At 33.9% G+C, this 23,868-nt stretch carries 22 protein-coding genes, 1 pseudogene and 1 other annotated feature; of the genes and pseudogenes, 17 read left to right on the top strand and 6 right to left on the bottom strand.

Annotated elements, in window-relative coordinates:
- The first annotated feature begins 1 nt into the window (after position 1).
- Both F8162_RS25640 and hflX read left to right on the top strand, forming a co-directional pair.
- Positions 2–403 carry a cobalamin biosynthesis protein CbiN gene (locus F8162_RS25640; protein ID WP_151630869.1) on the top strand — a complete coding sequence of 134 codons (402 nt, stop codon included), beginning with the start codon at positions 2–4 and terminating at the stop codon, positions 401–403.
- Between the two features lie 483 nt (positions 404–886).
- Complete coding sequence (gene hflX, locus F8162_RS25635) at positions 887–2,146, top strand: GTPase HflX (RefSeq protein ID WP_061673188.1); 1,260 nt, start codon at positions 887–889, stop codon at positions 2,144–2,146.
- Between the two features lie 41 nt (positions 2,147–2,187).
- Here the strand turns inward: hflX and F8162_RS25630 are convergent, their stop codons facing one another.
- The gene (locus F8162_RS25630; protein ID WP_151630868.1) at positions 2,188–3,828 is read right to left on the bottom strand and encodes a peptide ABC transporter substrate-binding protein; all 1,641 of its coding nucleotides are present in this window, start codon (positions 3,826–3,828) and stop codon (positions 2,188–2,190) included.
- 222 nt (positions 3,829–4,050) lie between these two features.
- On the opposite strand from F8162_RS25630, the gene F8162_RS25625 reads away from it, so the two are divergent.
- The 4 genes from F8162_RS25625 (at position 4,051) to F8162_RS25610 (ending at position 7,700) form a co-directional block, all read left to right on the top strand.
- Complete coding sequence (locus F8162_RS25625) at positions 4,051–5,262, top strand: MFS transporter (RefSeq protein ID WP_151630867.1); 1,212 nt, start codon at positions 4,051–4,053, stop codon at positions 5,260–5,262.
- 10 nt (positions 5,263–5,272) lie between these two features.
- The gene (gene cysK, locus F8162_RS25620) at positions 5,273–6,190 is read left to right on the top strand and encodes a cysteine synthase A (RefSeq protein ID WP_151630866.1); all 918 of its coding nucleotides are present in this window, start codon (positions 5,273–5,275) and stop codon (positions 6,188–6,190) included.
- Positions 6,191–6,269: 79 nt separating this feature from the next.
- Complete coding sequence (locus tag F8162_RS25615; protein WP_151630865.1) at positions 6,270–6,782, top strand: GNAT family N-acetyltransferase; 513 nt, start codon at positions 6,270–6,272, stop codon at positions 6,780–6,782.
- A 93-nt stretch (positions 6,783–6,875) separates the two neighbouring features.
- On the top strand, positions 6,876–7,700 hold the full coding sequence (locus F8162_RS25610) for a DUF4037 domain-containing protein (RefSeq protein WP_151630864.1): 825 nt from the start codon (positions 6,876–6,878) through the stop codon (positions 7,698–7,700).
- A 193-nt stretch (positions 7,701–7,893) separates the two neighbouring features.
- Here the strand turns inward: F8162_RS25610 and F8162_RS25600 are convergent, their stop codons facing one another.
- On the bottom strand, positions 7,894–9,528 hold the full coding sequence (locus tag F8162_RS25600; protein WP_151630863.1) for a polysaccharide biosynthesis protein: 1,635 nt from the start codon (positions 9,526–9,528) through the stop codon (positions 7,894–7,896).
- A 220-nt stretch (positions 9,529–9,748) separates the two neighbouring features.
- Positions 9,749–9,971: a binding site (T-box leader), on the top strand.
- Positions 9,972–10,273: 302 nt separating this feature from the next.
- Here F8162_RS25600 and F8162_RS25595 point away from each other — a divergent pair.
- Entirely contained in the window at positions 10,274–11,611 is a 1,338-nt protein-coding gene (locus tag F8162_RS25595) for a sodium-dependent transporter (protein WP_151630862.1), read from the top strand.
- Between the two features lie 39 nt (positions 11,612–11,650).
- On the opposite strand, the gene F8162_RS25590 is transcribed toward F8162_RS25595, so the two are convergent.
- Positions 11,651–12,355, bottom strand: coding sequence for a polysaccharide deacetylase family protein (locus F8162_RS25590; RefSeq protein ID WP_151630861.1), 705 nt, complete (start codon positions 12,353–12,355; stop codon positions 11,651–11,653).
- A 326-nt stretch (positions 12,356–12,681) separates the two neighbouring features.
- Here F8162_RS25590 and F8162_RS25585 point away from each other — a divergent pair, with 326 nt between their 5' ends.
- The 5 genes and pseudogenes from F8162_RS25585 (at position 12,682) to F8162_RS25565 (ending at position 15,871) form a co-directional block, all read left to right on the top strand.
- Positions 12,682–12,945, top strand: a complete 264-nt coding sequence (locus F8162_RS25585) for a CD3324 family protein (protein ID WP_151630860.1) — start codon at positions 12,682–12,684, stop codon at positions 12,943–12,945.
- 177 nt (positions 12,946–13,122) lie between these two features.
- Entirely contained in the window at positions 13,123–13,809 is a 687-nt protein-coding gene (locus F8162_RS25580; protein ID WP_151630859.1) for a DUF421 domain-containing protein, read from the top strand.
- A 110-nt stretch (positions 13,810–13,919) separates the two neighbouring features.
- Positions 13,920–14,561 carry a FusB/FusC family EF-G-binding protein gene (locus F8162_RS25575; RefSeq protein ID WP_151630858.1) on the top strand — a complete coding sequence of 214 codons (642 nt, stop codon included), beginning with the start codon at positions 13,920–13,922 and terminating at the stop codon, positions 14,559–14,561.
- A 251-nt stretch (positions 14,562–14,812) separates the two neighbouring features.
- A pseudogene (locus F8162_RS29180) lies at positions 14,813–15,038 on the top strand (vancomycin resistance protein); the annotation flags it as partial.
- Positions 15,039–15,568: 530 nt separating this feature from the next.
- Complete coding sequence (locus tag F8162_RS25565) at positions 15,569–15,871, top strand: winged helix-turn-helix transcriptional regulator (RefSeq protein ID WP_078184321.1); 303 nt, start codon at positions 15,569–15,571, stop codon at positions 15,869–15,871.
- A 127-nt stretch (positions 15,872–15,998) separates the two neighbouring features.
- Here the strand turns inward: F8162_RS25565 and F8162_RS25560 are convergent, their stop codons facing one another.
- Together F8162_RS25560 and F8162_RS25555 are read right to left on the bottom strand one after the other, a co-directional pair.
- The gene (locus tag F8162_RS25560) at positions 15,999–16,559 is read right to left on the bottom strand and encodes a sugar O-acetyltransferase (RefSeq protein ID WP_078184303.1); all 561 of its coding nucleotides are present in this window, start codon (positions 16,557–16,559) and stop codon (positions 15,999–16,001) included.
- Between the two features lie 338 nt (positions 16,560–16,897).
- Positions 16,898–17,236 carry a winged helix-turn-helix transcriptional regulator gene (locus F8162_RS25555; RefSeq protein ID WP_078184304.1) on the bottom strand — a complete coding sequence of 113 codons (339 nt, stop codon included), beginning with the start codon at positions 17,234–17,236 and terminating at the stop codon, positions 16,898–16,900.
- Positions 17,237–17,519: 283 nt separating this feature from the next.
- On the opposite strand from F8162_RS25555, the gene F8162_RS25550 reads away from it, so the two are divergent.
- The 5 genes from F8162_RS25550 to ahpC all read left to right on the top strand — a co-directional run bounded on the left by F8162_RS25550 (position 17,520) and on the right by ahpC (position 23,045).
- Complete coding sequence (locus tag F8162_RS25550) at positions 17,520–18,071, top strand: NAD(P)H-dependent oxidoreductase (RefSeq protein WP_151630857.1); 552 nt, start codon at positions 17,520–17,522, stop codon at positions 18,069–18,071.
- 390 nt (positions 18,072–18,461) lie between these two features.
- The gene (locus tag F8162_RS25545; RefSeq protein WP_225990186.1) at positions 18,462–19,979 is read left to right on the top strand and encodes an aminotransferase class I/II-fold pyridoxal phosphate-dependent enzyme; all 1,518 of its coding nucleotides are present in this window, start codon (positions 18,462–18,464) and stop codon (positions 19,977–19,979) included.
- 34 nt (positions 19,980–20,013) lie between these two features.
- The gene (locus F8162_RS25540; RefSeq protein WP_151630856.1) at positions 20,014–20,784 is read left to right on the top strand and encodes a hypothetical protein; all 771 of its coding nucleotides are present in this window, start codon (positions 20,014–20,016) and stop codon (positions 20,782–20,784) included.
- A gap of 138 nt (positions 20,785–20,922) precedes the next feature.
- Positions 20,923–22,416: an amino acid permease gene (locus F8162_RS25535; RefSeq protein WP_225990185.1), complete on the top strand. Its 1,494-nt coding sequence runs from the start codon at positions 20,923–20,925 to the stop codon at positions 22,414–22,416.
- A gap of 65 nt (positions 22,417–22,481) precedes the next feature.
- The gene (gene ahpC, locus F8162_RS25530) at positions 22,482–23,045 is read left to right on the top strand and encodes an alkyl hydroperoxide reductase subunit C (RefSeq protein WP_151630854.1); all 564 of its coding nucleotides are present in this window, start codon (positions 22,482–22,484) and stop codon (positions 23,043–23,045) included.
- Positions 23,046–23,264: 219 nt separating this feature from the next.
- Here the strand turns inward: ahpC and msrA are convergent, their stop codons facing one another.
- Complete coding sequence (gene msrA, locus F8162_RS25525) at positions 23,265–23,801, bottom strand: peptide-methionine (S)-S-oxide reductase MsrA (RefSeq protein ID WP_151630853.1); 537 nt, start codon at positions 23,799–23,801, stop codon at positions 23,265–23,267.
- Between the last annotated feature and the right edge of the window lie 67 nt (positions 23,802–23,868).

Genomic DNA, 23,868 nt, shown 5'->3' with positions numbered 1-23,868 from the left:
GCTGTGTTCAAAGGGAGGTAACCAATCTTTGAATGCAGCTTTTTTTGAAGTGAAGAGAATTTGGAAAGGGACAAGCTCTTCACAAGTTATTGTATATACAAGTTTTAGTAGTTGTACATTTTGTTTTGCGGAGGGAGGAGAGTATCTAGTTTTTTCTTCTTATAGAGGAGAGGAAAGATTAGAGACCTCTATGTGCAGTGGAACGAAGAGATTAGATGAGGCAGAGATGGACAAAGTGGCTTTAAGTCAAATTGCAAAAGAATCTGTTCCGACGAAGAAAGTCGATTTAAAAGGTGACATGGTGAACGGTTTCAGTTGGTGGCAAGTTGTCACCCTTTCTATAGGCCTGTTACTGATAGTAGCTCTTGTGATTTTTATTGTAAGAAGAACGCGCAAAAAATGACGATTAAAGTAAATATATAAAGATTTTCTTTCTGTTTCTATAGGTGGTTTAATCTTGTGAAAGCGAATTACTTATGCTACACTTTATGTAACTTAAAATGAACGGAGGGGCTTCCTTTGATCTTAATCAGATTACGTCTCAATACTTTGTGCCAATAATTGAATAGCGCTCAAAGGCTCTGTCTGTGTGCAGAGTGAACGGGATTGGTCTGCCTATTTTAAAGGAACCCTTTATTAAGCTTATATGTGAAAAAGAGGGAGGGACGAATACGCCCTCTTTTTGTTTTGCCTTTATAAATAGAATGGGATCGTATAGGTGAACACTTATTGTGGATGCGTATATGATCTTGGGACTTTTTGACTATGAGATAGTATGAAAGTATAACTTTCTTCTATTTCTTTGGTGAACCCTTATCCGTTTACGAAAACACAGGCAGTAACCTGTGTTTTTTATTTTACGTAATCGAAATGGAGGAATAAATATATGGAAGAATTATTACAAAGAGCAGTTTTAGTTGGAGTAAATTTAGGTAATGAAGATGATTTTGCGTATTCGATGGAAGAGTTAACGAATCTTGCAGAAGCTTGTGATGTAGAGGTAATTGGGCAAGTGACGCAAAATTTACAACGAGTAAATCCGTCACATTATATTGGAAAAGGAAAGATTGAAGAAGTAGCAGCTTATGTAAATGAAGTAGATGCGAATATGGTAATCTTTAATGACGAATTATCGCCTTCACAAATTCGAAATTTAGAAGCGGATTTAGATTGTAAAGTAATTGACCGTACCATATTAATTTTAGATATTTTTGCGCAACGTGCGAAAACGAAAGAAGCGCAGCTGCAAGTTGAGGTAGCGCATCTTCAGTATATGATGCCTCGTTTAATCGGGCTTCGTGAATCATTAGGAAGACAGAGCGGCGGAGTTGGTACGAAAAATAAAGGTGTCGGTGAGAAGAAATTAGAGTTAGATCGTCGTAAAATTGAAGAGCAGATTTCAGTTTTAAATAAAGATCTAGAAGCACTTGTTGCCCAGCGTCAAACGCAGCGAAAACAGCGTAAGAAAAATGAAGTTCCTGTTGTAGCTTTAGTAGGTTATACGAACGCAGGAAAATCAACGACGATGAATGCAATGCTTGAAATTTATAATGGTACTGAAGAAAAACAAGTATTCGAAAAAGATATGTTATTCGCGACGTTAGAAACATCTGTACGAAATATTGATTTGCCAGATAACAAATCATTCTTATTAACAGATACAGTTGGATTTGTAAGTAAATTACCGCATCACCTTGTGAAAGCGTTCCGTTCAACGTTAGAAGAAGTAGCGGAAGCGGACCTACTTATTCACGTTGTAGATTACGCGAATCCAAATTATGAACAGTTAATTGATATTACAAATGAAACGTTAAAGAAAATTGGAGTAGAAAATATTCCAACCATTTATGCTTATAACAAATCAGATATGGTAGATGTTGAAATTCCGAAAGTACAAGAAGATCGCGTTTATTTATCGGCGAAGAAGCATGTTGGAATAGAAGAGCTTGTCGAAATGATTCGCTCACACATTTATAAAGAGTATACGAAGTGTGAAATGTTAATTCCGTATGATCAAGGACAGGTAGTTTCTTATTTCAATAATCATGCGCACGTTTTATCTACGAGTTATGAAAACGAAGGTACGAAACTAGAAGTAGAATGTAAGACGAGTGATTATGAAAAGTATAAGCGTTTTGCGATTTAATAAAAAAGGCGATCCTAATATATGTTAGGATCGCCTTTTTCTTATTCTGTAATAGAAGCCCACTTATAAGAATAAATTCCTGCAAATGGACGAATAACAACATCTTTTACTGTTGGACGTTCTAAATATACAAGTCCTGATTGGAAGATTGGAGCGATAGCTGCATCATCTTCCAGTAGAATTTTCTCTGCATCTTGGAACGCTTTCCAACGTGCTGGTAAATCAGTTGCTAAAGTAGAACTCGTTTTCTCAATTAATTCGTCGTATTGTTTGTTTGAATAGCTCATCTTATTAAACGGTCCGTCAGTGACAAACATATTTAAGAATGTTGTAGGATCAGGATAATCTGGTCCCCATGTAGAAAGTGAAATTTCATAGTCACCATTTCCTTCACGATCTAAAAATGCTTTTACTGGAAGTGGTTGTAATGTGATTTTTAATCCAGGTAAGTTTTTCTCCAATTCACCTTTTAAAAACTCGCTAATTTTTTTATCGTTAGACTCATCAGTTGTTATGATTGAAAGAGAAGCATTTTGTAAATTTGTTTCTTTTTTCGCAGTTTCCCATAGTGTTTTAGCTTCTTTCACATTCGTTTCTACTTTTACATTACTTGTACTGCGAAAATCTTTATTATCAGGTCCTTTTACGAATCCTTTCGGAACGAATGCATTCGCAGGTATAGAACCATTATTTAAAATCGTTGTAGCGATTCCTTGTTTATCAAAAGCAAGCGAAATAGCTTTTCGAGCGTTTTTGTTTGCTAATAAAGGATTCTTTTGGCTAAATCGGAAAAATGTCATAGAAGGACGTTCCATTTTCTTTAAGCTCGGATCTTTTTGATATTTATCAACAAACTCCGAATTAATCGTAATTCGGTCTACTTGTTTGCCTTCAAATAAATTAACGGCTGTTGAAGTATCTTTTACGATATTTACATTAATTTCATTTAATTTCACATTTTTATTATCCCAGTAGTTCAGGTTTTTTGTCATTTTATAACTTGTATCATGTTTCCATTCACTTAATTGAAACGGCCCGTTATAAACTACATTTGCAGCTTCAAGTCCGTAATTTTTCCCTTGCGCTTCTACAACCTTTTTGTTTTGAGGATAAAATGTTGCAAATCCCATTAACCCTAAAAAGTATGGAACAGGGTGTTCTAACTGTACTTCAAGTGTTTTATTATCAAGCGCTTTTACACCAAATGAATCAATTGGTAATTCTTTTTTATTTATTTTTTCTGCATTTTTAATATCGAACATAATATGTGCGTATTCAGAAGCAGTTTCTGGATTTATGGCACGTTTCCATGCATATTCAAAATCATGAGCAGTCACTGGATCACCGTTTGACCATTTTGAGTCGTGTAATGTAAACGTATATGTTTTTCCATCTTCGCTTAGTTTGTATGATTCAGCAGCTGCAGGAACAGCTTTATTGTCAGGACCAGGCATATATAATCCTTCCATTACGTTGTTTAATGCAGCGTAAGAAAAACCATCGGTTGCAATAGATGAATCAAGTGTAGAAATTTCCCCAGCTTCTACAATGTTTAATACTTGTTTTGAAGATTCTTTTTTCTTTTCTCCGGTCGTTGTTGCCTCTTGTTTTTGACCACATGCTGTTAAAAACATAGATAATGTGATTGAGAGTGCAACGATTCCTTTAGTTTTTTTCTTCATAGTTGTCATCCTTTCCTTCATCTCTGCCTTAGTATAAAAGAAAATATAGAAAATTTCTATAAATAAATCCGATAAAACTTATAGAAAAAATATATTATTTGAGAAGTGATATTTCTGGAAAAAGAAATGAAACCAGTATAGAATAGAAATGTTTCAAAAGTCAGAATTTATTACACCTACTGTAATAAATATATATTTTGTACAGGAAGGAGAAATACACATATGCAGGCAGTTTCGAAAAAAAATACAATGGAAACACCGACGATATACCGAATATTATTTGCGATTAGTTTCGGTCATTTTTTAAATGACTCGATGCAAGCAGTTGTGCCGGCATTGTTTCCTATTTTGGAAAAAACGATGAATTTATCCTATATGCAAGTAGGGTGGATTGCGTTTGCATTAAATATGACGTCATCGATTATGCAGCCGGTTTTTGGTATGTATTCGGATAAGAAGCCGTCACCATTTTTATTACCGCTCGGTATGTTTTCGAGTATGCTTGGGATGATTGGACTTGCTTTTGCACCGAACTTTATTATTGTTATTATTTCTGTTTTATTTATCGGATTAGGTTCCGCAGTCTTTCATCCAGAAGGTGCCCGAGTTGCTTATATGGCAGCCGGTGCAAAACGAGGTTTAGCGCAAGCGATTTATCAAGTAGGAGGAAATACAGGGAATTCCCTAGCACCTATTTTTACAGCTTTAATTTTCGTTCCGCTCGGCCAAATTGGCTCTTTAGGTTTTACCGCATTTGCAGCGGTAGGAATTGTATTATTAATTTTCGTATCAAATTGGTATAAGAATGAATTAGCTACTGGTGCTGTAAGAAGAAAAAAGAGGGCTGCGCTTGAGGCGGAAAATGCGATTGTAAGTACACATATTAAATTTGTTATTATACTTCTTGTTTTTCTTACTTTTGTACGTTCTTGGTACGGTGCTGGTATCGGGAATTTTTATCAATTTTACTTAATCGAGCATTACGGTTTATCTATAAAAAATGCACAGTATTTCATATTCGCATTTATGATTGCCGGTGTATTAGGAACTTTCTTTGGTGGACCGTTAGCAGATCGATTTGGAAAGAAAACAATTATTGTATTTTCAATGCTAGGTTCGGCGCCACTTGCACTTTTATTACCTCACGTTTCGCTCGTGTGGGTCGTACCGCTATTTTTATGTATCGGTTTTATTAGTTCAAGTAGTTTTAGTGTAATTGTTGTTTATGCGCAAGAGCTTGTTCCTGGAAAAGTAGGGATGGTATCTGGATTAATTGTAGGGCTTGCCTTTGGACTCGGCGCTTTAGGTTCTGTAGTCCTTGGGAAATTAGCTGACATATATAGTCTACAGTTCATTATGTTACTATGTAGTTGTCTACCATTAATTGGACTTACCTCTTGGTTATTACCAGGTGATAAGAAAACGATAGAATAGGGGATGCACTATGAAATTATGTGAAAATGTTACAGAATTAATAGGAGATACACCTGTCGTCCGATTATCTAAATTTATTCCAGAAGACGCAGCGGATGTGTATGTAAAACTAGAAATGTTTAATCCTTCACGCAGTGTGAAAGACCGTGCTGCCTATAATTTACTTCACGTTGCAGAAGAGAATGGTCTGATCAAACCAGGAGATACAATTATTGAGCCAACAAGTGGTAATACAGGAATAGGCTTAGCGATGAATGCAGCTGCGAAAGGGTATAAAGCGATTTTAATTATGCCAGATAATATGTCAAAAGAGCGTATAAATTTATTGAAAGCATACGGAGCAGAAGTAGTTTTAACACCGGCAGAAAAAAGAATGCCAGGAGCAATTGCGAAGGCGTTAGAACTGCAAAAGCAAATTCCAAATAGTTTTATTCCGCAACAATTTGAAAATCCAGCAAACCCGAATATTCATCGTTATACGACGGCCCTTGAAATTTATGAACAAATGGATGGCGAGCTTGATGCATTCGTAGCAACGGCTGGAACTGGCGGGACTATTACAGGGACTGGGGAAACGTTAAAAGAGAAACTACCAAACTTATATATTGCAGTAGTAGAACCGAAAGGATCTCCCGTTTTATCAGGCGGAGTTCCAGGTCCTCATAAATTAGTAGGAACAAGTCCAGGGTTTATCCCGAAAAACTTAAATACGGAAGTGTATAACGAAATTATTCAAATTGCAGACGAAGAGGCTTTAACGACAATGAGAAACTTAGCTAGACAAGAGGGATTGTTAGTTGGGCCATCTTCAGGAGCTTCTGTTTACGCAGCGATTATGATTGCGAAACGATTAGGCGCGGGTAAAAAAGTTTTATGTATTGCACCTGATACAGGTGAGCGGTATTTGAGTATGGGATTATTTGAATGAAAATGATAAAAACACCTTACTCGTGAAATTGTTACGAGTAAGGTGTTTGTTTTAGGTTGTAAAGAGGGGGAGAATGACAATGAAACTATTAAAACCAATACATGAATATAGTGGGAAAATTATAGAATATAGACATGCGTTTTTACAATCAGGAGAACAACCACACGGTAGTAGTTCTTTACAAAATTTCGATTCTCTCGATGAATGGCTTGAAAAAGTGAGTAACCAGGAACTGGGGGAAAACTTACAAGGTAATCGAGTACCTTCTAGTCAATTTTTAAGTTTTGAAAACGGAGAACTTATAGGTTTTGTGAATATTAGACATCGATTAAACGAAGAATTATTGCGGGAAAGTGGTCATATTGGATATAGTGTCCATCCGAATAAACGTCGCCAAGGTTACGCGACAAAAAAATTGAAACTCGCATTATATGAAGCACAAAAATTAGGATTGCAGAAAGTGTTAATAACTTGCGATAAAGTTAATATTGCTTCGGCTAAAACGATTCAAAAGGTTGGTGGTGTGTTAGAAAATGAAGTGGTTTCTTCTCATACGGGGGAAATTGTACAACGTTATTGGGTAGAAATATGATTTAGTGGAACGTTGAAAAGGGAATGTAATGCGCAATATCGAAATAGATAAATGAAAAATTAAGGGTGTACTGCAATTATAGGGGGAAATGAAGTGGGGTTAAAAGAGAAAGCAATAGAAATGTCGAAGATTTATAGGAGAAATCCAAAGGTCGAATCTATTATTTTAGCAGGTTCAGTAGCTAGAAAGTTAGAAGATGAACATTCAGATATAGAATTACATATTTTATGGTCAGCACCACCAGAGGATGAGGATCGTAAAGGGCCTATTAATCATATTGGTGGAACAATTTTGTCATATCATCCTTACGAGGAAGAAGAATGGTCGGAAACATATTTGACAAAAGAGGACATTAAATTAGAGATTAGTAACTTTTTAACTGAAACAGTAGAGAAAGTGATTTTAGATGTGGTGGATCAACATGATATAAGTTATGAAAAACAATGTATCGTATCATCCGTTGATGACGGTGTTAGTTTGTATGGAGAAGAGAAAGTACATGAATTAAAGGATAGAGTGGTAGCATATCCAGAAGAACTTGCGGAACAGATGATTTCAGAAAATCTTTGGTTAAGCAATCGCTGGCATAATCGAGAGGCACTTTTAAAACGAAAAGACTGGCTTATGTTATATGATGTTATTTGTGAAGTTCAAAGAAATATATTTGGGGTCTTATTTGGTTTAAACCGAATGTATGTGCATCACCCGGCATTTAAATGGATGCCGAATAATGTGGAACGAATGAGTATTAAGCCTGACAACTTATATGAGCGTATGGCGAATACGTTAATAGGGAAACCGGAGTATAGTGTACAGGAGTTAGAAGTGTTAATCGAAGAACTATTACATTTAGTAGAACAACATGCGCCAGAATTACATATTGCTGAACAACAAAAACATATTCAATATGCGAAGTAAAAAAGAAGGGATGTAACAATGCGTTACATCCCTTCTTTCTTTTTATCCCGCATTAACGGGCAGTAAGACTCCCACCTCAAAATTCGACTAATGCGGAGGAGTTAGGTGGGAGATCAACTGCCCGTAAAAGCCCGATTGGTTCAACTAATAATCAGTGGGGGATGGACAAAACCCCACTGATTAAAGTTTCACTTTATTTAATTAATTTACCTAGTACGGGTAATCGTTGAATCTTATCACCGAGAATATGTGAAGCAAGTCCGCTCGTTAGGACGAATAAAAGGTAAACAATCCCTCCTACAGTGCCACATATAACAACAATGAGAAGTGATTCTATATAAGATTGTCCAGGAATTAACCATTTTAAAATAGCTTTTAAAGCAATTACAACAGCAGACATTGCTGCGGAGTAAATTGTAATAAGAAGTACTGTTCTTGCTGTTTCACCAATTTTAAATTTCGCAAACTTAACGATGCAGTACAACATAATAACATTGGAAACGAGGTATCCAAGAATTGTTCCGAGTACAGCACCGTGTCCGCCAAATAAATGTAAGAGCGGTGTATTTACTAAAACTTTAACGAGAATACCGACTGAGAAAGCAATCATCGTTTTTCTTTGATAATCGATTCCTTGTAAAATAGCTGCTGAAACTGTGAAAATCGCACTTAATATAGCAGAAGGTGCAAATGAAATTAAATATTGTGATCCACCAAGTGCAATTTCAGGATTTACATAAACCATACGGAATGCATCGTAAGCGATGCTAGCAAGACCGAATGCAGCTGGGATAGTGAAGAATAATAAGACTTGAAATATCTTTGCAATTTGTTCTTGTAATTCTTCTATTTTCCCGCTTGTATAAGATTTCGTTATAGCCGGAATGATCGTTAATGAAAATCCAGTAGCAAGTGAAGCTGGAATCATAATTAACTTTTGGGCATAGTTCGTTATATAAGCGAACACTGCATTCGCTGTTTCTAAAGGCTCTCCCATCGCTCTAAGGACATCAGCTACAGTATATTGATCTACTAACGTGTAGAGTGGAATGGCGATACCGACAAATATAATTGGGATAGCATATCGAAGTAATTCCATATAAATATTTTTTAATGGGATATTCGATGCTCTTGATTTTAATTCTCCTTCGGGAGGCTTTAATCTATTATATTTTTTCCAGTACAGCATTAAAATCGAAACGCTGGCAAGCGCTCCGATAACAGCGCCAAACGTGGCAACTGCAACAGAAGAGGCTACGGAACCTCCTAATAGTTTTGAGACGATAAAGCTACCAACTAAAATGAAAACAACGCGTGCAATTTGTTCTACGACTTGAGAAACAGCACTTGGTTTCATATGTTGAAAACCTTGGAAATAACCGCGTGTAACACTCATAGCTGGTACGATAATAAGTGCGAAACTTAATGCTCGCATCGTAAGTGTTACGTCAGCGATAAATTGTGGATCTGGCGTTTTCGAGCGAATAATAAATTGTGATATGTACGGTGCTCCAATAAATAAAATTAAAAATCCTAAAAAGCCCATAAAGAGCATTAATTTTACGCTTGAGTTGTATAATTTTTTGCTTGTACTATAATCACCAAGTGCATTATGTTTTGCAACAAATTTGGAAACAGCAATCGGAATGCCGGCGGTTGAAAAGCTTAATAAAATACCGTACCAAGAGTATGCATATCCATATAAAGCGACCCCTTGTGTTCCGACTAATAGTTGAAAGGGGAAGAAGTATATAAAACCTAATATACGTGAAATCATTGTTGCACCGCTTAATAAAGCAGTTCCTTTTAAAACTTTTGAAGTAGACAAAATTCGTTCCTCCTACTCGTGCTGTCTTGCATTCATCGTATACTACTATAAACCTGTTAGAGTAGTTAATATAGTATGGAACATAAATATTCTAATATTATTCATTTAAAAGTCATATTTTACATTTTTAAATAGAATGTAATACATAAAAATTCAAAATATAAGTTGACACTATTTTTAATGTGTGATAAAAATGATAGTAATCAATTCGGAAAATAATATTTGGGCAATGAAAGGGTATAGTAGTGAATATCTCCCTATTTCAGAGAGCTGATGGTTGGTGTGAATCAGTATATAGATTATTCATGAAGTTCGTCCTGGAGCATCTTTCATAAATCTCATATTTTGAGGAAATGAAAGACGGTAGCTTATACCGTTATCAAATAAAGTGGTGAAGATTGTTTCACAACTAGGGTGGTACCGCGATATTTATCGTCCCTACGTATTTACGTAGGGACGTTTTTTATTTAGGTCCTAACTTTGTTGTGGCTTCATAACTAGGGTGGTACCGCGATATTTTATCGTCCCTACGTATTTGCGTAGGGACGTTTTTTATTTAGGTCCTAACTTTGTTGTATCTTCATAACTAGGGTGGTACCGCGATATTTTTGTCGTCCCTACGTATTTACGTAGGGGCGTTTTTTTATTAGTAGGAAGGAAGTGAACGTATTAGAAAAGAGTGTGGATAGAACAATATAAATACTGAATTGTAAAACAGAAAAAGATAAAGAGAGGAGATTAACAGATGAATTCACAGCAATGGACATCAAAATTAGGTTTCGTATTAGCTGCAGCAGGTTCAGCAATTGGTCTAGGGGCGATTTGGAAGTTCCCGTATATGGCCGGAATTGGAGGGGGCGGCGCGTTCTTCCTTATTTTCATCGGTTTCACATTATTAATTGGTTTACCGCTATTATTAGCTGAATTCGTTATCGGAAGAAGTACACAAAAAGAGGCCGTTGATGCGTATAGAGAAATCGCACCAAAAACATTATGGCCATGGTTAGGGAAATTAGGGATTGTAACTTGTTTCATACTACTTTCTTTCTACAGTGTTGTAGGAGGCTGGATTTTATTATACTTATGGAATGCAATTACAGGTAGATTATGGGAAGGAAATGGAGCATACGAAGCTACGTTTGGTGAAATCATTTCCAATCCGTATTTAGCAGTTGGATCACAGCTATTATTCATCCTTATTACTATTTTCATCGTAAGTAAAGGTGTACAAAATGGTGTTGAAAAAGTAAATAAATATTTCATGCCAGCATTATTCGTTCTATTCTTTGTTTTAATCGTTCGTGCACTTACGTTAGATGGTGCTGGAGAAGGCGTTCGTTTCTTCTTACAACCTGATTTCTCAAACGTAACATCAGAAATCATTTTATATGCAATGGGACAATCGTTCTTCTCATTATCTGTCGGTGTAGCCGTAATGGTAACGTATAGCTCATACTTACCGAAAGAGGAAAGTTTACCGCGTTCAGCATTTTCTATCGTAGCTTTAACGCTTGTGATTACATTACTTGCAGGGCTTGCAATTTTCCCAGTAGTGTTCGCATTTGGAATGGAACCATCTCAAGGACCTGGACTATTATTTATCGTACTACCAGCTATTTTCAGTAAAATGGCATTCGGAAAATTATTCTTCATCGTTTTCTTATTACTATTCTTCTTTGCTACTATTACATCAGCAATTTCGATGTTAGAAATTAGCGTTGCATCTTTAACTGCAAAAGGTAAAGGGAAACGTGAAAAAATGGCTTTAATCGTAGGGTTATTAATCTTCGTTGTTGGCGTACCGTCAGCGTTATCATTCGGTATATTAAGTGATCTGAAGATTTTTGGAAAGACAGTCTTTGATTTAGCGGATTATGCAGTTAGTAACGTACTAATGCCACTTGGTGTTTTATTAGTTTCTATCTTCGTTCCTTTAAAAATGAAGAAAGATGTATTAATGAAAGAGCTTGGGGTAAGTAAAAATAAAGGCTATAAATTATTCGTATTATGGCTATTCTTACTTCGCTTTATCGCACCAATTGCGATTATTATCGTATTCTTAAATGTACTTGGCATTATTTAAAAAGAAAGGTAGCGCATCATTGTATGATACGCTACCTTTTTATTTTGCTCTTTTTTGCAGTTCGTTTACTGTTACAAACTGATAGCCCTTTTTAGATAAAGAATCTAAAATACCTTCGATGGTCTGTAAATTTTCATTAGACTCATCATACATAGAGTGCAGTAAAATGATAGAACCTGGTTTTACATTTTTATTAACATACTCAATTTTATCAGCAGCAGACTTATAAAAGGTATCAGGTTCAAGGTCCCATGTGATTGTTTCGATATTGTTTTTATTTAAATAATAGGGCAGACCAATTAGCTTTTTTCCGTTAGGTGGTCTGAAATCAATTGTACCTGTAAATCCTGTTTGGCGGATTAATGCATTCGTTTTTATTATTTCTTCTTTAATAAAAGAAGGTGTTTTAAAAACCATTCTGTTATGAGAATATGTATGGTTTCCAACTTGGTGTCCAGATTGTACGATATCTTCTCCTAACGATAGGTTTTTCTCTAATTCATTTCCGATTAAAAAGAATGTAGCTTTTGCATTGTATGTATCTAGTAGCGGTAATATTTGTTTTACATTGTTCGTAGGGCCATCATCAAAAGTTAAAGCAATCACTTTTTCATTTGTTTCTACTCGGTTTGTTAAATCTCCAAACAATTGAAAACTTCTTGCGTTCATCAATTTGTATGTTCCAAATAATGCTACAGTAATAATAAATAATGTAACGATTGTAATGATTATTTTCTTCTTCATAAAGCAACCTCACTATACTTTTGGATTGGACTAAAAAGTATTATATCAAACTAAGTAATTTCATGCTTTAAAAAGGATGTGGATGCAAGGGGGAGGAATTTATCATATAATAAAATGCAAAAGGTATATTAGGAGGTGTTTATATGGCGATTATAATTCAATTGCCGGACACTGCAGCGTCTCATGCAAAGCCAAGTATGGAAATGGCGATACTTTGCGTGAGGTAGACAAGTAATATACAATCGCCTAAATGAACTCGTATCATTTTTTATATTTGGCTTTGCACCTTATTGAAATGAACCATAAAAAATAAGGGGCGAGCAGAAATGAAATACGTAAAAGCTAAAACCGTTTTACCAGAAAGTTTAATTACTGAAATTCAAAAGTATATACAAGGTGAAACAATTTACATTCCAAAACAAGAAACGGAACATTATAAATGGGGTACACGATCTGGAGGAAGAAAACAATTAGATGAAAGAAACAAAGCGATTAAAGAATCGTTTAAAAGCGGGATTTCCATTCATCAACTTGCAGAAGAGTATTTTCTTTCCGGAGAAACGATTAAAAAGATTGTGTATTCTAAATGAAAATAAAAGAGTCTAGTTCAAATATTATTTTGAACTAGACTCTTTTTACTTTGCCGGTATTGGATATATAGGATGTGAATGGGCATGATAATAGAAAAAATGATCACAATTGTATCGTATAGAAATGTGAATAGAAATAAAAACGTTATATTACATATTACAGAAAGGTGAACGATTATGAATCATCTAGGGCAAATAACGATAGAACTTTTTGTTGGCTTTTTTGTTTTATTAATTGCTACTAAAATATTAGGGAAAACACAAATATCGCAGCTAACACCTTTTGACTTTATTTCCGCCATTGTAATCGGAGAACTAGTTGGAAACACTGTATATGATCCTGAGGTGAGAGTATGGTCTATTTTATATGCTGTTTTTGTATGGGTAATATTAATTTATACAATAGAAGCAATAACACAAAAATTTAGAAGGACAAGAAAGTTTTTTGAAGGATCCCCTTCTATTATCATTCGTAATGGGCATATTGACAGAGAGCAATTAAAATCGAATCATTTGGATATTAACCAATTACAACAAATGCTGAGGCAACAAAAAGATATATTTTCAATCCGAGAAGTTGAGTATATGATATTGGAACCTAACGGAAACATAAGCGTATTGAAAAAAAGTAAATATGAATTTCCCACTATAAATGACTTGAATTTAAAACATAAGCCTGTTTACTTACCTATTTCATTAATTAGCGATGGGAAAGTAGTTAAGGATAATTTGAGGGAAGCAGGTTTTGATGAAGGATGGCTTTATAAACAAATAAAGAAAAAAGGAATTACTAAATTTGAAGACGTATTATATGCAGAATGGAAAACAGATGATGGTTTCTTTTGTCAGGAAATGAAGCAGTAGAATATAATCGATGTATGTAATATTCGTTTCTAAGTTATCTTTTACATATCAAAAAGCTGAATCATTGTATACAATAAGACTAGATCAACAATTTGTATGGAGTGATAAAGATGGAAGCTTTTATTAGAAGTGATCAATACAATTTTATAAAATCACAAGCTTATATTTTAGCAAATGGGCACGCAACGGCAAATGATAGAGGTGTCATTCAAGCGTTAAAATCACTAGCGATTGAAAAGATAATACATGTATTTGAGAATTTAACGGATGAACAGAAAGAGTTAATTGATACGGTATTAACAGTTCAAAATAGAGAAGATGCAGAATCGTTTTTAACGAAAATAAATCCGTATGTAATTCCATTTCAGGAAGTTACAGCGCAAACATTAAAAAAATTATTTCCTAAAGCGAAAAAATTAAAACTTCCTGATATGGAAGAACTGGACATGAAAGAATTATCTTATTTAAGCTGGATTGATAAAGGGTCAAGCAGGAAATTTATTATAGCGAAAAATGATAAAAATAAGTTTGTTGGTCTGCAAGGAACGTTCCAAAGTTTAAATAAAAAGAGCATTTGTTCATTATGTCATGGACATGAAGAAGTAGGGATGTTTTTAGTTGAAATTAAAGGTGATGTACAAGGAACTTTCGTTAAAAAGGGAAACTATATTTGTAAAGATGGTGTAGCTTGTAATCAGAATATGAAATCTCTTGATAAATTGAACGATTTTATTGAACGCTTGAAGAAATAAAGTGAAACTTTAATCAGTGGCGGGTTGTTCATCCCACACTGATTATTAGCCCACACGAATGACTCCCGCCTAAATTCTTCATTTCAGCCGAATTTTGAGGTGGGAGTCCTACTGTCCGCAAATAGCGAGATCAATAGAAAACCTCTAGTACTTAAACTGGAGGTTTTACTTTTTAGAAGATAATTTACAAAAATATAAATAAGTTGAAGAAAATGCATTTTCACACTGCCATTTCATAAATATTCTTGATTTTTAAACTTCACCTTTATATCACAGATAGATATTTAGTTAGTGATTGGAGAACAGCCTATGTACAACTTTATCAATATGAAGTTTATGAAAAAGAACATTCAATTCAATCTGTATATTGGAGTGGTTATATACGAAATAATATGATTCAACGTTAGAGTATATAATTAACAAAAACAGTTTATAGACAGCGAATATGTAATGGAGAATCGCGTTATAATGATGTGAGAACTACTATTAACTTGTCATAATGAGTACAGCGAGTAATATGGTTAAATCATAGATTACATAGTATTCCATACTTATTTTATCGAAAGGAGTATATATCCCAACTTTACTTGATTTTGGTATAAGAAAAATATTTTAAGATCGTATAGAGAGGGATATAGGAATTTTTTTCTCAACATATGAAAATAGTTTTTTGCTTGCGATTTCTTTTATTAAGAGTGTATTATTTATATATAGGGAATCGTTTGGGGTATTTAAATTTGAAAGTTTTTCAAAGTCATGCTGAAAGAAAAGAACCTATTTTAAAATGAAAAAATTGTACAAAAGTGATTTTCTAAAATAATAATAAATTAAAAATTTTGATTTATTTGTATGGGTTTGTCTTAATTATATGTAAAATTCATGGGAAAGATAATGAAGAATAGGTATTATTAGATATATAGTCGATTTAATCCGACTTATCGTATATAAATAGGGGGAATATTTTGAAAATCGCTACTTATAATTGTGGAATAGAATTATTATTAAACATGATAGGAGGAAAATGGAAAACATTAATTATGTATTACTTAATTAACAAAAGAAAACGTTTTAGTGAATTGAAAAGTTTACTTCCTGGAATTACCTCGAAAATGTTAACCAAGCAATTAAGAGAATTAGAAAGAGATGGATTGATTAAAAGAGAGATATATCATCAAGTACCACTAAAAGTGGAATATTCCCTTACTGCTAAAGGAATGGAACTAGAAGAGATTTTACTCCAAATGTGTGAAGTTGGAACAAGATATCTTGATCATGAAGACAGTTGTCAAAAGGCTGTGCAGTTAGTTTGATAATTAGAGTTAAACCCTATAAAGTAGATTTTTACAGTATCTACTTTATAGGGTTTAATTTTACTTAAAATTAACATTTCACTCTAATATAAAAATTAAGCGGTATATGTAAGGGTACCGCTTATACTTAAAGTTCATCTATTGTCTTAATCACCCTGCAAGGATTTCCTACTGCTACAACATTAGCTGGAATATCCTTCGTTACTACACTTCCAGAGCCAATAATACTGTTTTCACCGATAGAAACGCCCATATTTATTACTGTATTTCCTCCTACCCAAACATTATCAGCGATATTTACAGGTGCAGCTATTTCATAACCTTCTAGTCTAGCTTGGGGTTCTTTTACATGATTTACAGCATAAATTTGTACCCTTGGTCCTAGCCACACATTATTTCCAATGGTCACTTTACCACAATCTAAAATAATACAATCAAAGTTTGCAAAGAAATTATTACCTACCTCGATGTTATATCCAAATTCGCAACGGAAGTTGGGCTCTACGAATGTATTTGAACCGCGCTTTCTGAATAGTTTTGTAAGTAACATATCACGATAATCACGGTCAGTATCCGTAGTTACATTATATAATCGTGCAAGTTTTTTAGCGTGTTCTCTTGCTGTTACTAACTCATTGTCAAATCCACAATAAATTTCTCCAAGTTGCATCTTTTCTTTTACGTTCATTAAATAATCTCCTTTTCTGTCTCCATAAATTTTTTGTTGATAATTATGTTCGAATAGTTTTTTCTATTCATCTCCTACCTAATCTTGAGTAGAAGCTTATACTCATACGTGCTAAATTAAACTTTATTGTTATTTACATTGACAACAGAGTTTAAATTTATGAGCAACATATGACAAATTAATTATATTTAAAGATTCAGAAAAGTCAAATGTTTTTAAGGTATGCGCAAATAGTACTTATTTTAAGATGAATGCGAAAACCAATACGAATATAAGATGATGAAAAAGCTCGTATAAGTTTTTGAATTAGGCTATTTTAGAGGCAGTTATATAGCTGTTTAGTTAACAGAAAGAAGATCATCTTCTAGTTTTTTTTCAATGTGATTTTTACCCCATTCACACATATTATCTAGTACTTTAGTTAAAGACGTTCCATACTCACTCAAAGAGTACTCTACTTTTGGCGGAATCTGAGTATAAACAGTTCGATCGATAATTCCATCAGCTTCTAATTCTCTTAATTGCTGTGTAAGCATTTTTTGAGTAATACTAGGCATAGCTCGCTTAATCTCACTAGTTCTTTTTTTTCCATCAAGCAAAATACATAATATTACTACTTTCCATTTACCACCTACAACGTCAAGAGTTACTTCGATAGGGAAGTTATATGTTTTCATTGCATATTCTCCTTTCAAGGATAAGGCTAAACACAAAAAGAATGCGGTTTCATTAATTTTAAAAAATTTAGATTATTTCAAGCTGTTTAGTACTGAAATCTAGTTTTAGCTCCTTTCTCTTATGTGGGAACTTCAAAGTACCTATGAAACTTAAAAGTGCCTATGGAACTTAAAAGTGCGTACTTTAAATATTGCTATATGTAGTAGATAATGTCAATGTTACCAAAATATAAAAGGATTATTTTACGAATGTGAAGTTAATCTTTTGAGGGGGAGTATATTTATGAAAACACTTGTAGTCATTGCACATCCAAATATTGAGAAATCTCGTATTAATAAACGTTGGTTAGAAGAATTAAAAAAATACCCGGAAGATTTTACAATACATGAACTATATAAAGAGTACCCAGATTGGAACTTTGACATTGAGCGTGAGCAAAAATTGTTAGTAGAGCATGACCGTTATATTTTTCAATTCCCATTCTACTGGTATAGTTCGCCGCCATTATTAAAGAAATGGTTTGATGATATTTTGACATATGGATTTGCATATGGGTCAACAGGAGATAAGCTTCTTGGCAAAGAATTTGGATTAGCCATTTCAGCTGGTGTGATAGAACAAGAATATCGAGCTGGTGAGGCAAATGAGTACACATTAAGTGAATTGTTAAGACCATATCAAGCGTCTTGTCTGTATACTGGTATGAAATTTCTTCCTACATTTGCCCTTTATGGTGTAGATTATAATTTATCTGATGAGAAATTAGAGGAAAGTGCAGCCAATTATATAAAGCATATTGAAAAACTTAGCAAGGTTAAAGCGATGGATATTTAATTGGATTTATTCTTCTGTTGGAAATCATAGAATATTTTAGAGCCCTATAGAATGGGGCTCTTTTTTGTATTATATATGTCATCAGTTAATTACTTATAGTGCAATGCTTATTAATAGTAACTTTGTATACAATGGGGTACTCTGATACAAAAAAGTGCCTACTTCACAATATTTTCAGTAAATATATAATAAAAATTGAATCTTAAGAAATTTTAATTTTAAGAAATTTCGTTTTAGATTTAGGCAGCTTAGATAAATAGGAGGGATAAGGAAAGAGAATTATAGAAACCGATATTATTGATGGTATTAGTGAATGAGTATGTAATGGAGATTAAATGGGAATTTTCGTTTTATTGAATATGAAAGTACTTAATTAAGAGAGGTGATTCTTTGCAGATTCAACTAAATACCGTAGAAAATAAATGTAAAGATGAGCAATATGAGACACCATTAATTACTGGTGTAAAGAATTACATAGAGGATAATTTTCTACAAATGCATACTCCTGGCCATATAAAGGGCAGGGGCTTGGATGAGGAATTTACAACATATTTTGGGAAGAACACTTTAGATTTTGATTTAGTAGGAATACCACCATTAGATTATTTGCGCCATCCGACTGGAATTATTCATGAGGCGCAGAAGCTAGCTGCAAAAGCCTTTGGGGCTGACTATACGATTTTTAGTGTTCAAGGTACTAGTAGTGCTAATGTAGTTATGATTATGAGCATTTGTAATCCTGGAGATAAGATTATTGTACCTAGAAATGTTCATGCTTCTATCGTTAGTGGACTTATACTATCCGGTGCAGTACCAATCTTTATATCTCCTGAAATTGATCCTGTATATGGAGTTTGTCATGGGATTAGTCGAGAAAACATTCAAAAAACTTTAGATGAGCACCCGGACGTAAAGGGTGTATGTATAATAAATCCTACTTATTATGGTGTTGTAACAGACTTGAAACAAATAATAGATTATGTTCATTCGAAAGGAATCCCTGTAATAGTTGACGAGGCTCAGGGGTCACATGTTCATTTTCATTCTGATTTACCAATGTCTGCAATGCAAGCTGGTGCGGATATTGCCTCGTCTAGTATGCATAAAATGGGTGGTTCATTTACTCAAACAAGTGTGATTAATGTTCGAGAGGGGCTAGTAAGTTTAGACAGAGTTAAAGAGAATTTCTCTCTAATTACTACTACTAGTGCAAATTATATATTAATGGCTTCCTTAGATGCTGCTCGCAAACAATTGGCCGTAAATGGAGAGAAATTATTAGGGCGTGCAATAGCATTATCTCGTAAAGCTAGAAATGAAATTGATCAAATGTATGGCCTTTCTTGTTTAAAACCAGAAGATTTGAATCATTCGAGCTCTAGTTTTGCTTTAGATGAGACAAAGCTTTGTATAAACGTTACGAATTGGGGTGTAACAGGAAGAGAAGTAGAAAATATTTTGCGAGATGAATACCGCATAGAAGTTGAGCTTTCCGATGTGAATAATATCCTATTTATTATTACAATTGGGCATGATGAATCGGATATTGATAAACTAGTACAAGCGTTAGGTTCGTTGTCTAGGAGATTCAACAATGGAGAAATACAATCAGATACAAAACAATTTGCAAGAAGTCAGTGGTCTATGAACGTACTAACACCCCCTCAATTAGCTGTTACACCAAGAGAAGCATATTTTTCAAAGGTAAAATATGTGGAGTTAGATCAATCGATTGGGCGAGTGGCTGCTGAGTCAGTCCTTGTTACACCTCCGGGTATACCTGTTCTTTTACCAGGAGAGATAATTACAAAAGATATTACAGACTACCTTAATTATTGTCTCGAATTAGGACTCTCTGTACAAAGTAGTAATGGCTTACATGCCATTAAAGTAATTGATGATAAATAAACTATACTTATTTGAAAATTAGGAGGAATTTACTATGGAATTTCAAAAACAATTTGACACAATTATAGAAAATCATATCAACTCGCTTCAAAAAGATTATTTACTGGTACTTCAGGAGAGATTTAAAAGTGAAGGATTAGCAATGATGAATGACATGCTACCTAAACCTTTAATTGCAGCTATGTCTGCTGAAGCGAAATATCTTCTTTCAGAAAATGCAAAACGTCGTGATATTACTATTGAAGCTACAGGAAATACACCTCGTAATTTTAATGTAGTAAATCGTGACAGTATTTCTGAAAAAGGAAAGATAATTCCAGCATTTTTTAGGTCTGAAGTGATTATAAACTTTTTAACATTTTTAAATAATAATGAACCAGTACATCGTATTCCATATACGCCAGAAGAATTTATTATTAATAATCAGCAAAAAACAGGTGATACTCATGGTTGGCATTGGGATGACTACACTTTTGCTTTAATTTGGGTAATTGAAGCACCTAAAGAAGGGGAAGGTGCTATTGTTGAATATATTCCTAATACCGTATGGGATAAAGAAAATCCTGAAACAGGATTAAAAGTCGTACTTGAAAATCGTGAAATTCAAAATATATATGTTCCTCAAGACCATTGTTACTTTATGAAAGCTGGTACTACATTGCATAGGGTAACACCTTTAGAAAATGATTCTCGTCGTACTGTTGTGGTCTTTAGTTATGCATCTGAAGAAGATTTAACTAAAAATATTTCTCATGAGACTATGGGAGCGATCTATGAAGATAATAAGGAGTTAGTTGAGGTTTAAGTTTTGGATTTTAAAGAATTAAAACATACTGATGTACGTAGGAAAATAGATTGATTGATTTTATATTGTTTTAATTAAACTTATCAGGTTTCTGATAAGTTTAATTAATCTCTAAACACGCTATATATGGGGGAAATCATGAGTTCGGAAAGAGCAACTGTAACTTCGAGTATAGACAATAAAATTCATAAACCCAATGAAAATCCTACAGGCACATTAAAGAGAACATTAGAAACAAGACACCTGACTATGATTGCTATAGGCGGATCAATTGGAACAGGATTATTCGTTTCTAGTGGTACATCTATTCAAACGGCTGGACCAGGTGGAGCTTTAATAGCCTATATATTAATAGGGATAATGGTGTATTTAATTATGATGAGTTTGGGTGAATTAGCTACATTCTTACCTGATTCAGGTTCATTTAGTACATATGCTACTAAATTTGTAGATCCCGCACTTGGTTTTGCTCTTGGATGGAATTATTGGTATACATGGGCTATTACAATAGCAGTTGAACTGTCTGCCGCTGCTATCATAATGAAATTTTGGTTCCCATCTGTTCCAGGAATTATATGGAGTGCTATTTTCTTAACCGTAATTGTATTACTTAATTACTTTTCTACAAAGTCATTTGGAGAAGTTGAGTTCTGGTTTTCTTTAGTTAAAGTAATTACAATTATAATTTTTTTGTTAGTGGGATTATTTACTATTTTTGGGATCTTAGGTGGAGAATTTGTAGGTTATAAAAATTTCACTATAGAGGAAGCATCTTTTCCATCTAACAGTCTCAGTATCCTCTCCGTTTTTATGATTGCAGGATTTTCTTTTCAAGGAACAGAATTAATTGGAGTTGCAGCTGGAGAAAGCAAGAATCCTAAAAAGAATGTACCCAAGGCTATAAAACAGGTGTTTTGGAGAATTCTACTTTTTTATATTTGTTCTATATTAATTATTGGATTGCTTATTCCATATACAAACCCTTATTTGATGAATAATAATATTGAGAATATCTCAATGAGTCCTTTCACAATAGTCTTTGAAAAGGCTGGTCTTGCATTTGCAGCATCGGTGATGAACGCTGTAATATTAACATCTATTTTATCAGCTGCAAATTCGGGAATGTATGCGTCTACTCGTATGCTTTGGTCCTTAGCTAAAGAGGGAAAAGCACCAAAATCACTTTTGAAGTTAAATAAAAATGGTATACCAGTAAATGCGTTAATTATAACTTCTCTAGTGGGTATGCTCGCTTTTCTATCTTCATTTTTGGGCGAAGGAGTGGTATTTATGTGGTTGCTAAATTCCTCAGGGTTATCAGGTTTTTTATCATGGATCGGCATTGCGTTATGTCATTATAGATTCCGAAAAGCATATATGGCACAAGGGAAAGATATTAGCAATCTTCCTTATAAAGCTAAGTGGTTTCCATTTTCCCCTATTATTTCAATTATATTATGTATGATTATTATAGTAGGTCAAGAGTATAATGCTATTCTCAAAATGGAGATTTCATGGATTAATCTTTGTATGACGTATAGTAGTGTGGTTATATTTTTTATTATTTGGTTTGGTTACAAGCTAAAATATAAAACTAAATTGATTGATCTTAAGAATTGTGAATTAAAATAGGTTTAATTTCTTATAAGCAAATTTATTTAGGTGTAGCAAAAAATACAATTAGGAGGAATTTTATTATGTTATTAATTGGAACAGAAGTAAAACCGTTTAAAGCAGAGGCGTACTATAATAGTCAATTTATAGAGGTTACTGAGGAAAACTTAAAAGGTAAGTGGAGTGTAGTTTGTTTCTACCCAGCAGACTTCACATTCGTTTGCCCCACTGAACTCGAAGATTTACAAAACCAATACGCAACTCTAAAAGAATTAGGCGTTGAAGTATACTCTGTATCTACAGATACCCACTTTACACATAAAGCATGGCACGATAACTCAGAAACTATTGGAAAAATTGAATACATTATGATTGGTGATCCAACTCGTACAATCACTAGTAACTTCAACGTTTTAATTGAAGAAGAAGGTCTTGCTGCTCGGGGTACATTTATCATCGATCCAGATGGTGTTATCCAATCTATGGAGATCAATGCAGACGGTATTGGTCGTGATGCAAGCGTCCTTGTTAACAAAATTAAAGCAGCTCAATACGTACATAACAACCCAGGTGAAGTTTGCCCAGCTAAATGGAAAGAGGGTTCTGCAACACTTAAACCAAGCCTTGACCTTGTAGGAAAAATATAAGAAGTACAATCAAAATAATATTAGATGCAGATATAAAAACACAAATATCCCAATACATACAATTAATGGATAACGATATTTCCCTTAAAGTTAGCGAAGGAGAAGATAACGTTTCTAAAGATTAAAAGCTGTAGCTGTATTTAAAGAACGTCTCAACAGCAATCGTACTTTTTTCAAAGATAAAAATGCATCGTACTTAAAAGGTACGATGCATTTTTATTATTTTTTTTGCCAATTTTCTTTTATAAAGTCTTCACGGCCAGATTCTTTTTGCTCAGTAGCATATTTTTCTGGGTTCTTTTTATAGAAATGTTGATGGTATTCTTCAGCCTCATAAAAAGGTGCAGCCAGGCGAATTTCAGTTACGATTGGCTCTTTAAACACACCGCTTTCTGCAAGAGCTTGTTTTGATTTTTCAGCAAGCTCTTTTTGCGTTTCATTATGATAAAAAATAGCAGTGCGATAAGATGGACCGCGGTCAAAGAATTGTCCGCCATCATCAGTTGGATCGATTTGTGGCCAATATAAATCTAGTAATTTTTCATATGGAAAAATAGAAGGATCGAATGTAATTTGTACAACTTCTAAATGACCAGATGTACCAGCTTTTACTTGTTCATATGTTGGGTTTTCTACATGACCACCTGTATAGCCAGAAAGTACTTTATGAATACCAGGAAGTTCATCAAATGGCTTTACCATGCACCAAAAGCAACCGCCTGCGAAGGTTGCGAGTTCGTATGTTTTTTCGGACATTGTTGTAATCCTCCTAAATATATATGTTTTCTATAGTATTATACAATCTTTTTTATTACGCAATAAA

Origin of the sequence: Bacillus sp. CH140a_4T (assembly GCF_008923725.1) — a bacterium.
Classification (GTDB): domain Bacteria; phylum Bacillota; class Bacilli; order Bacillales; family Bacillaceae_G; genus Bacillus_A.
Note: the sequence above shows the minus strand (reverse complement) of the source record. Positions and strands in the feature narration are given on the sequence as shown.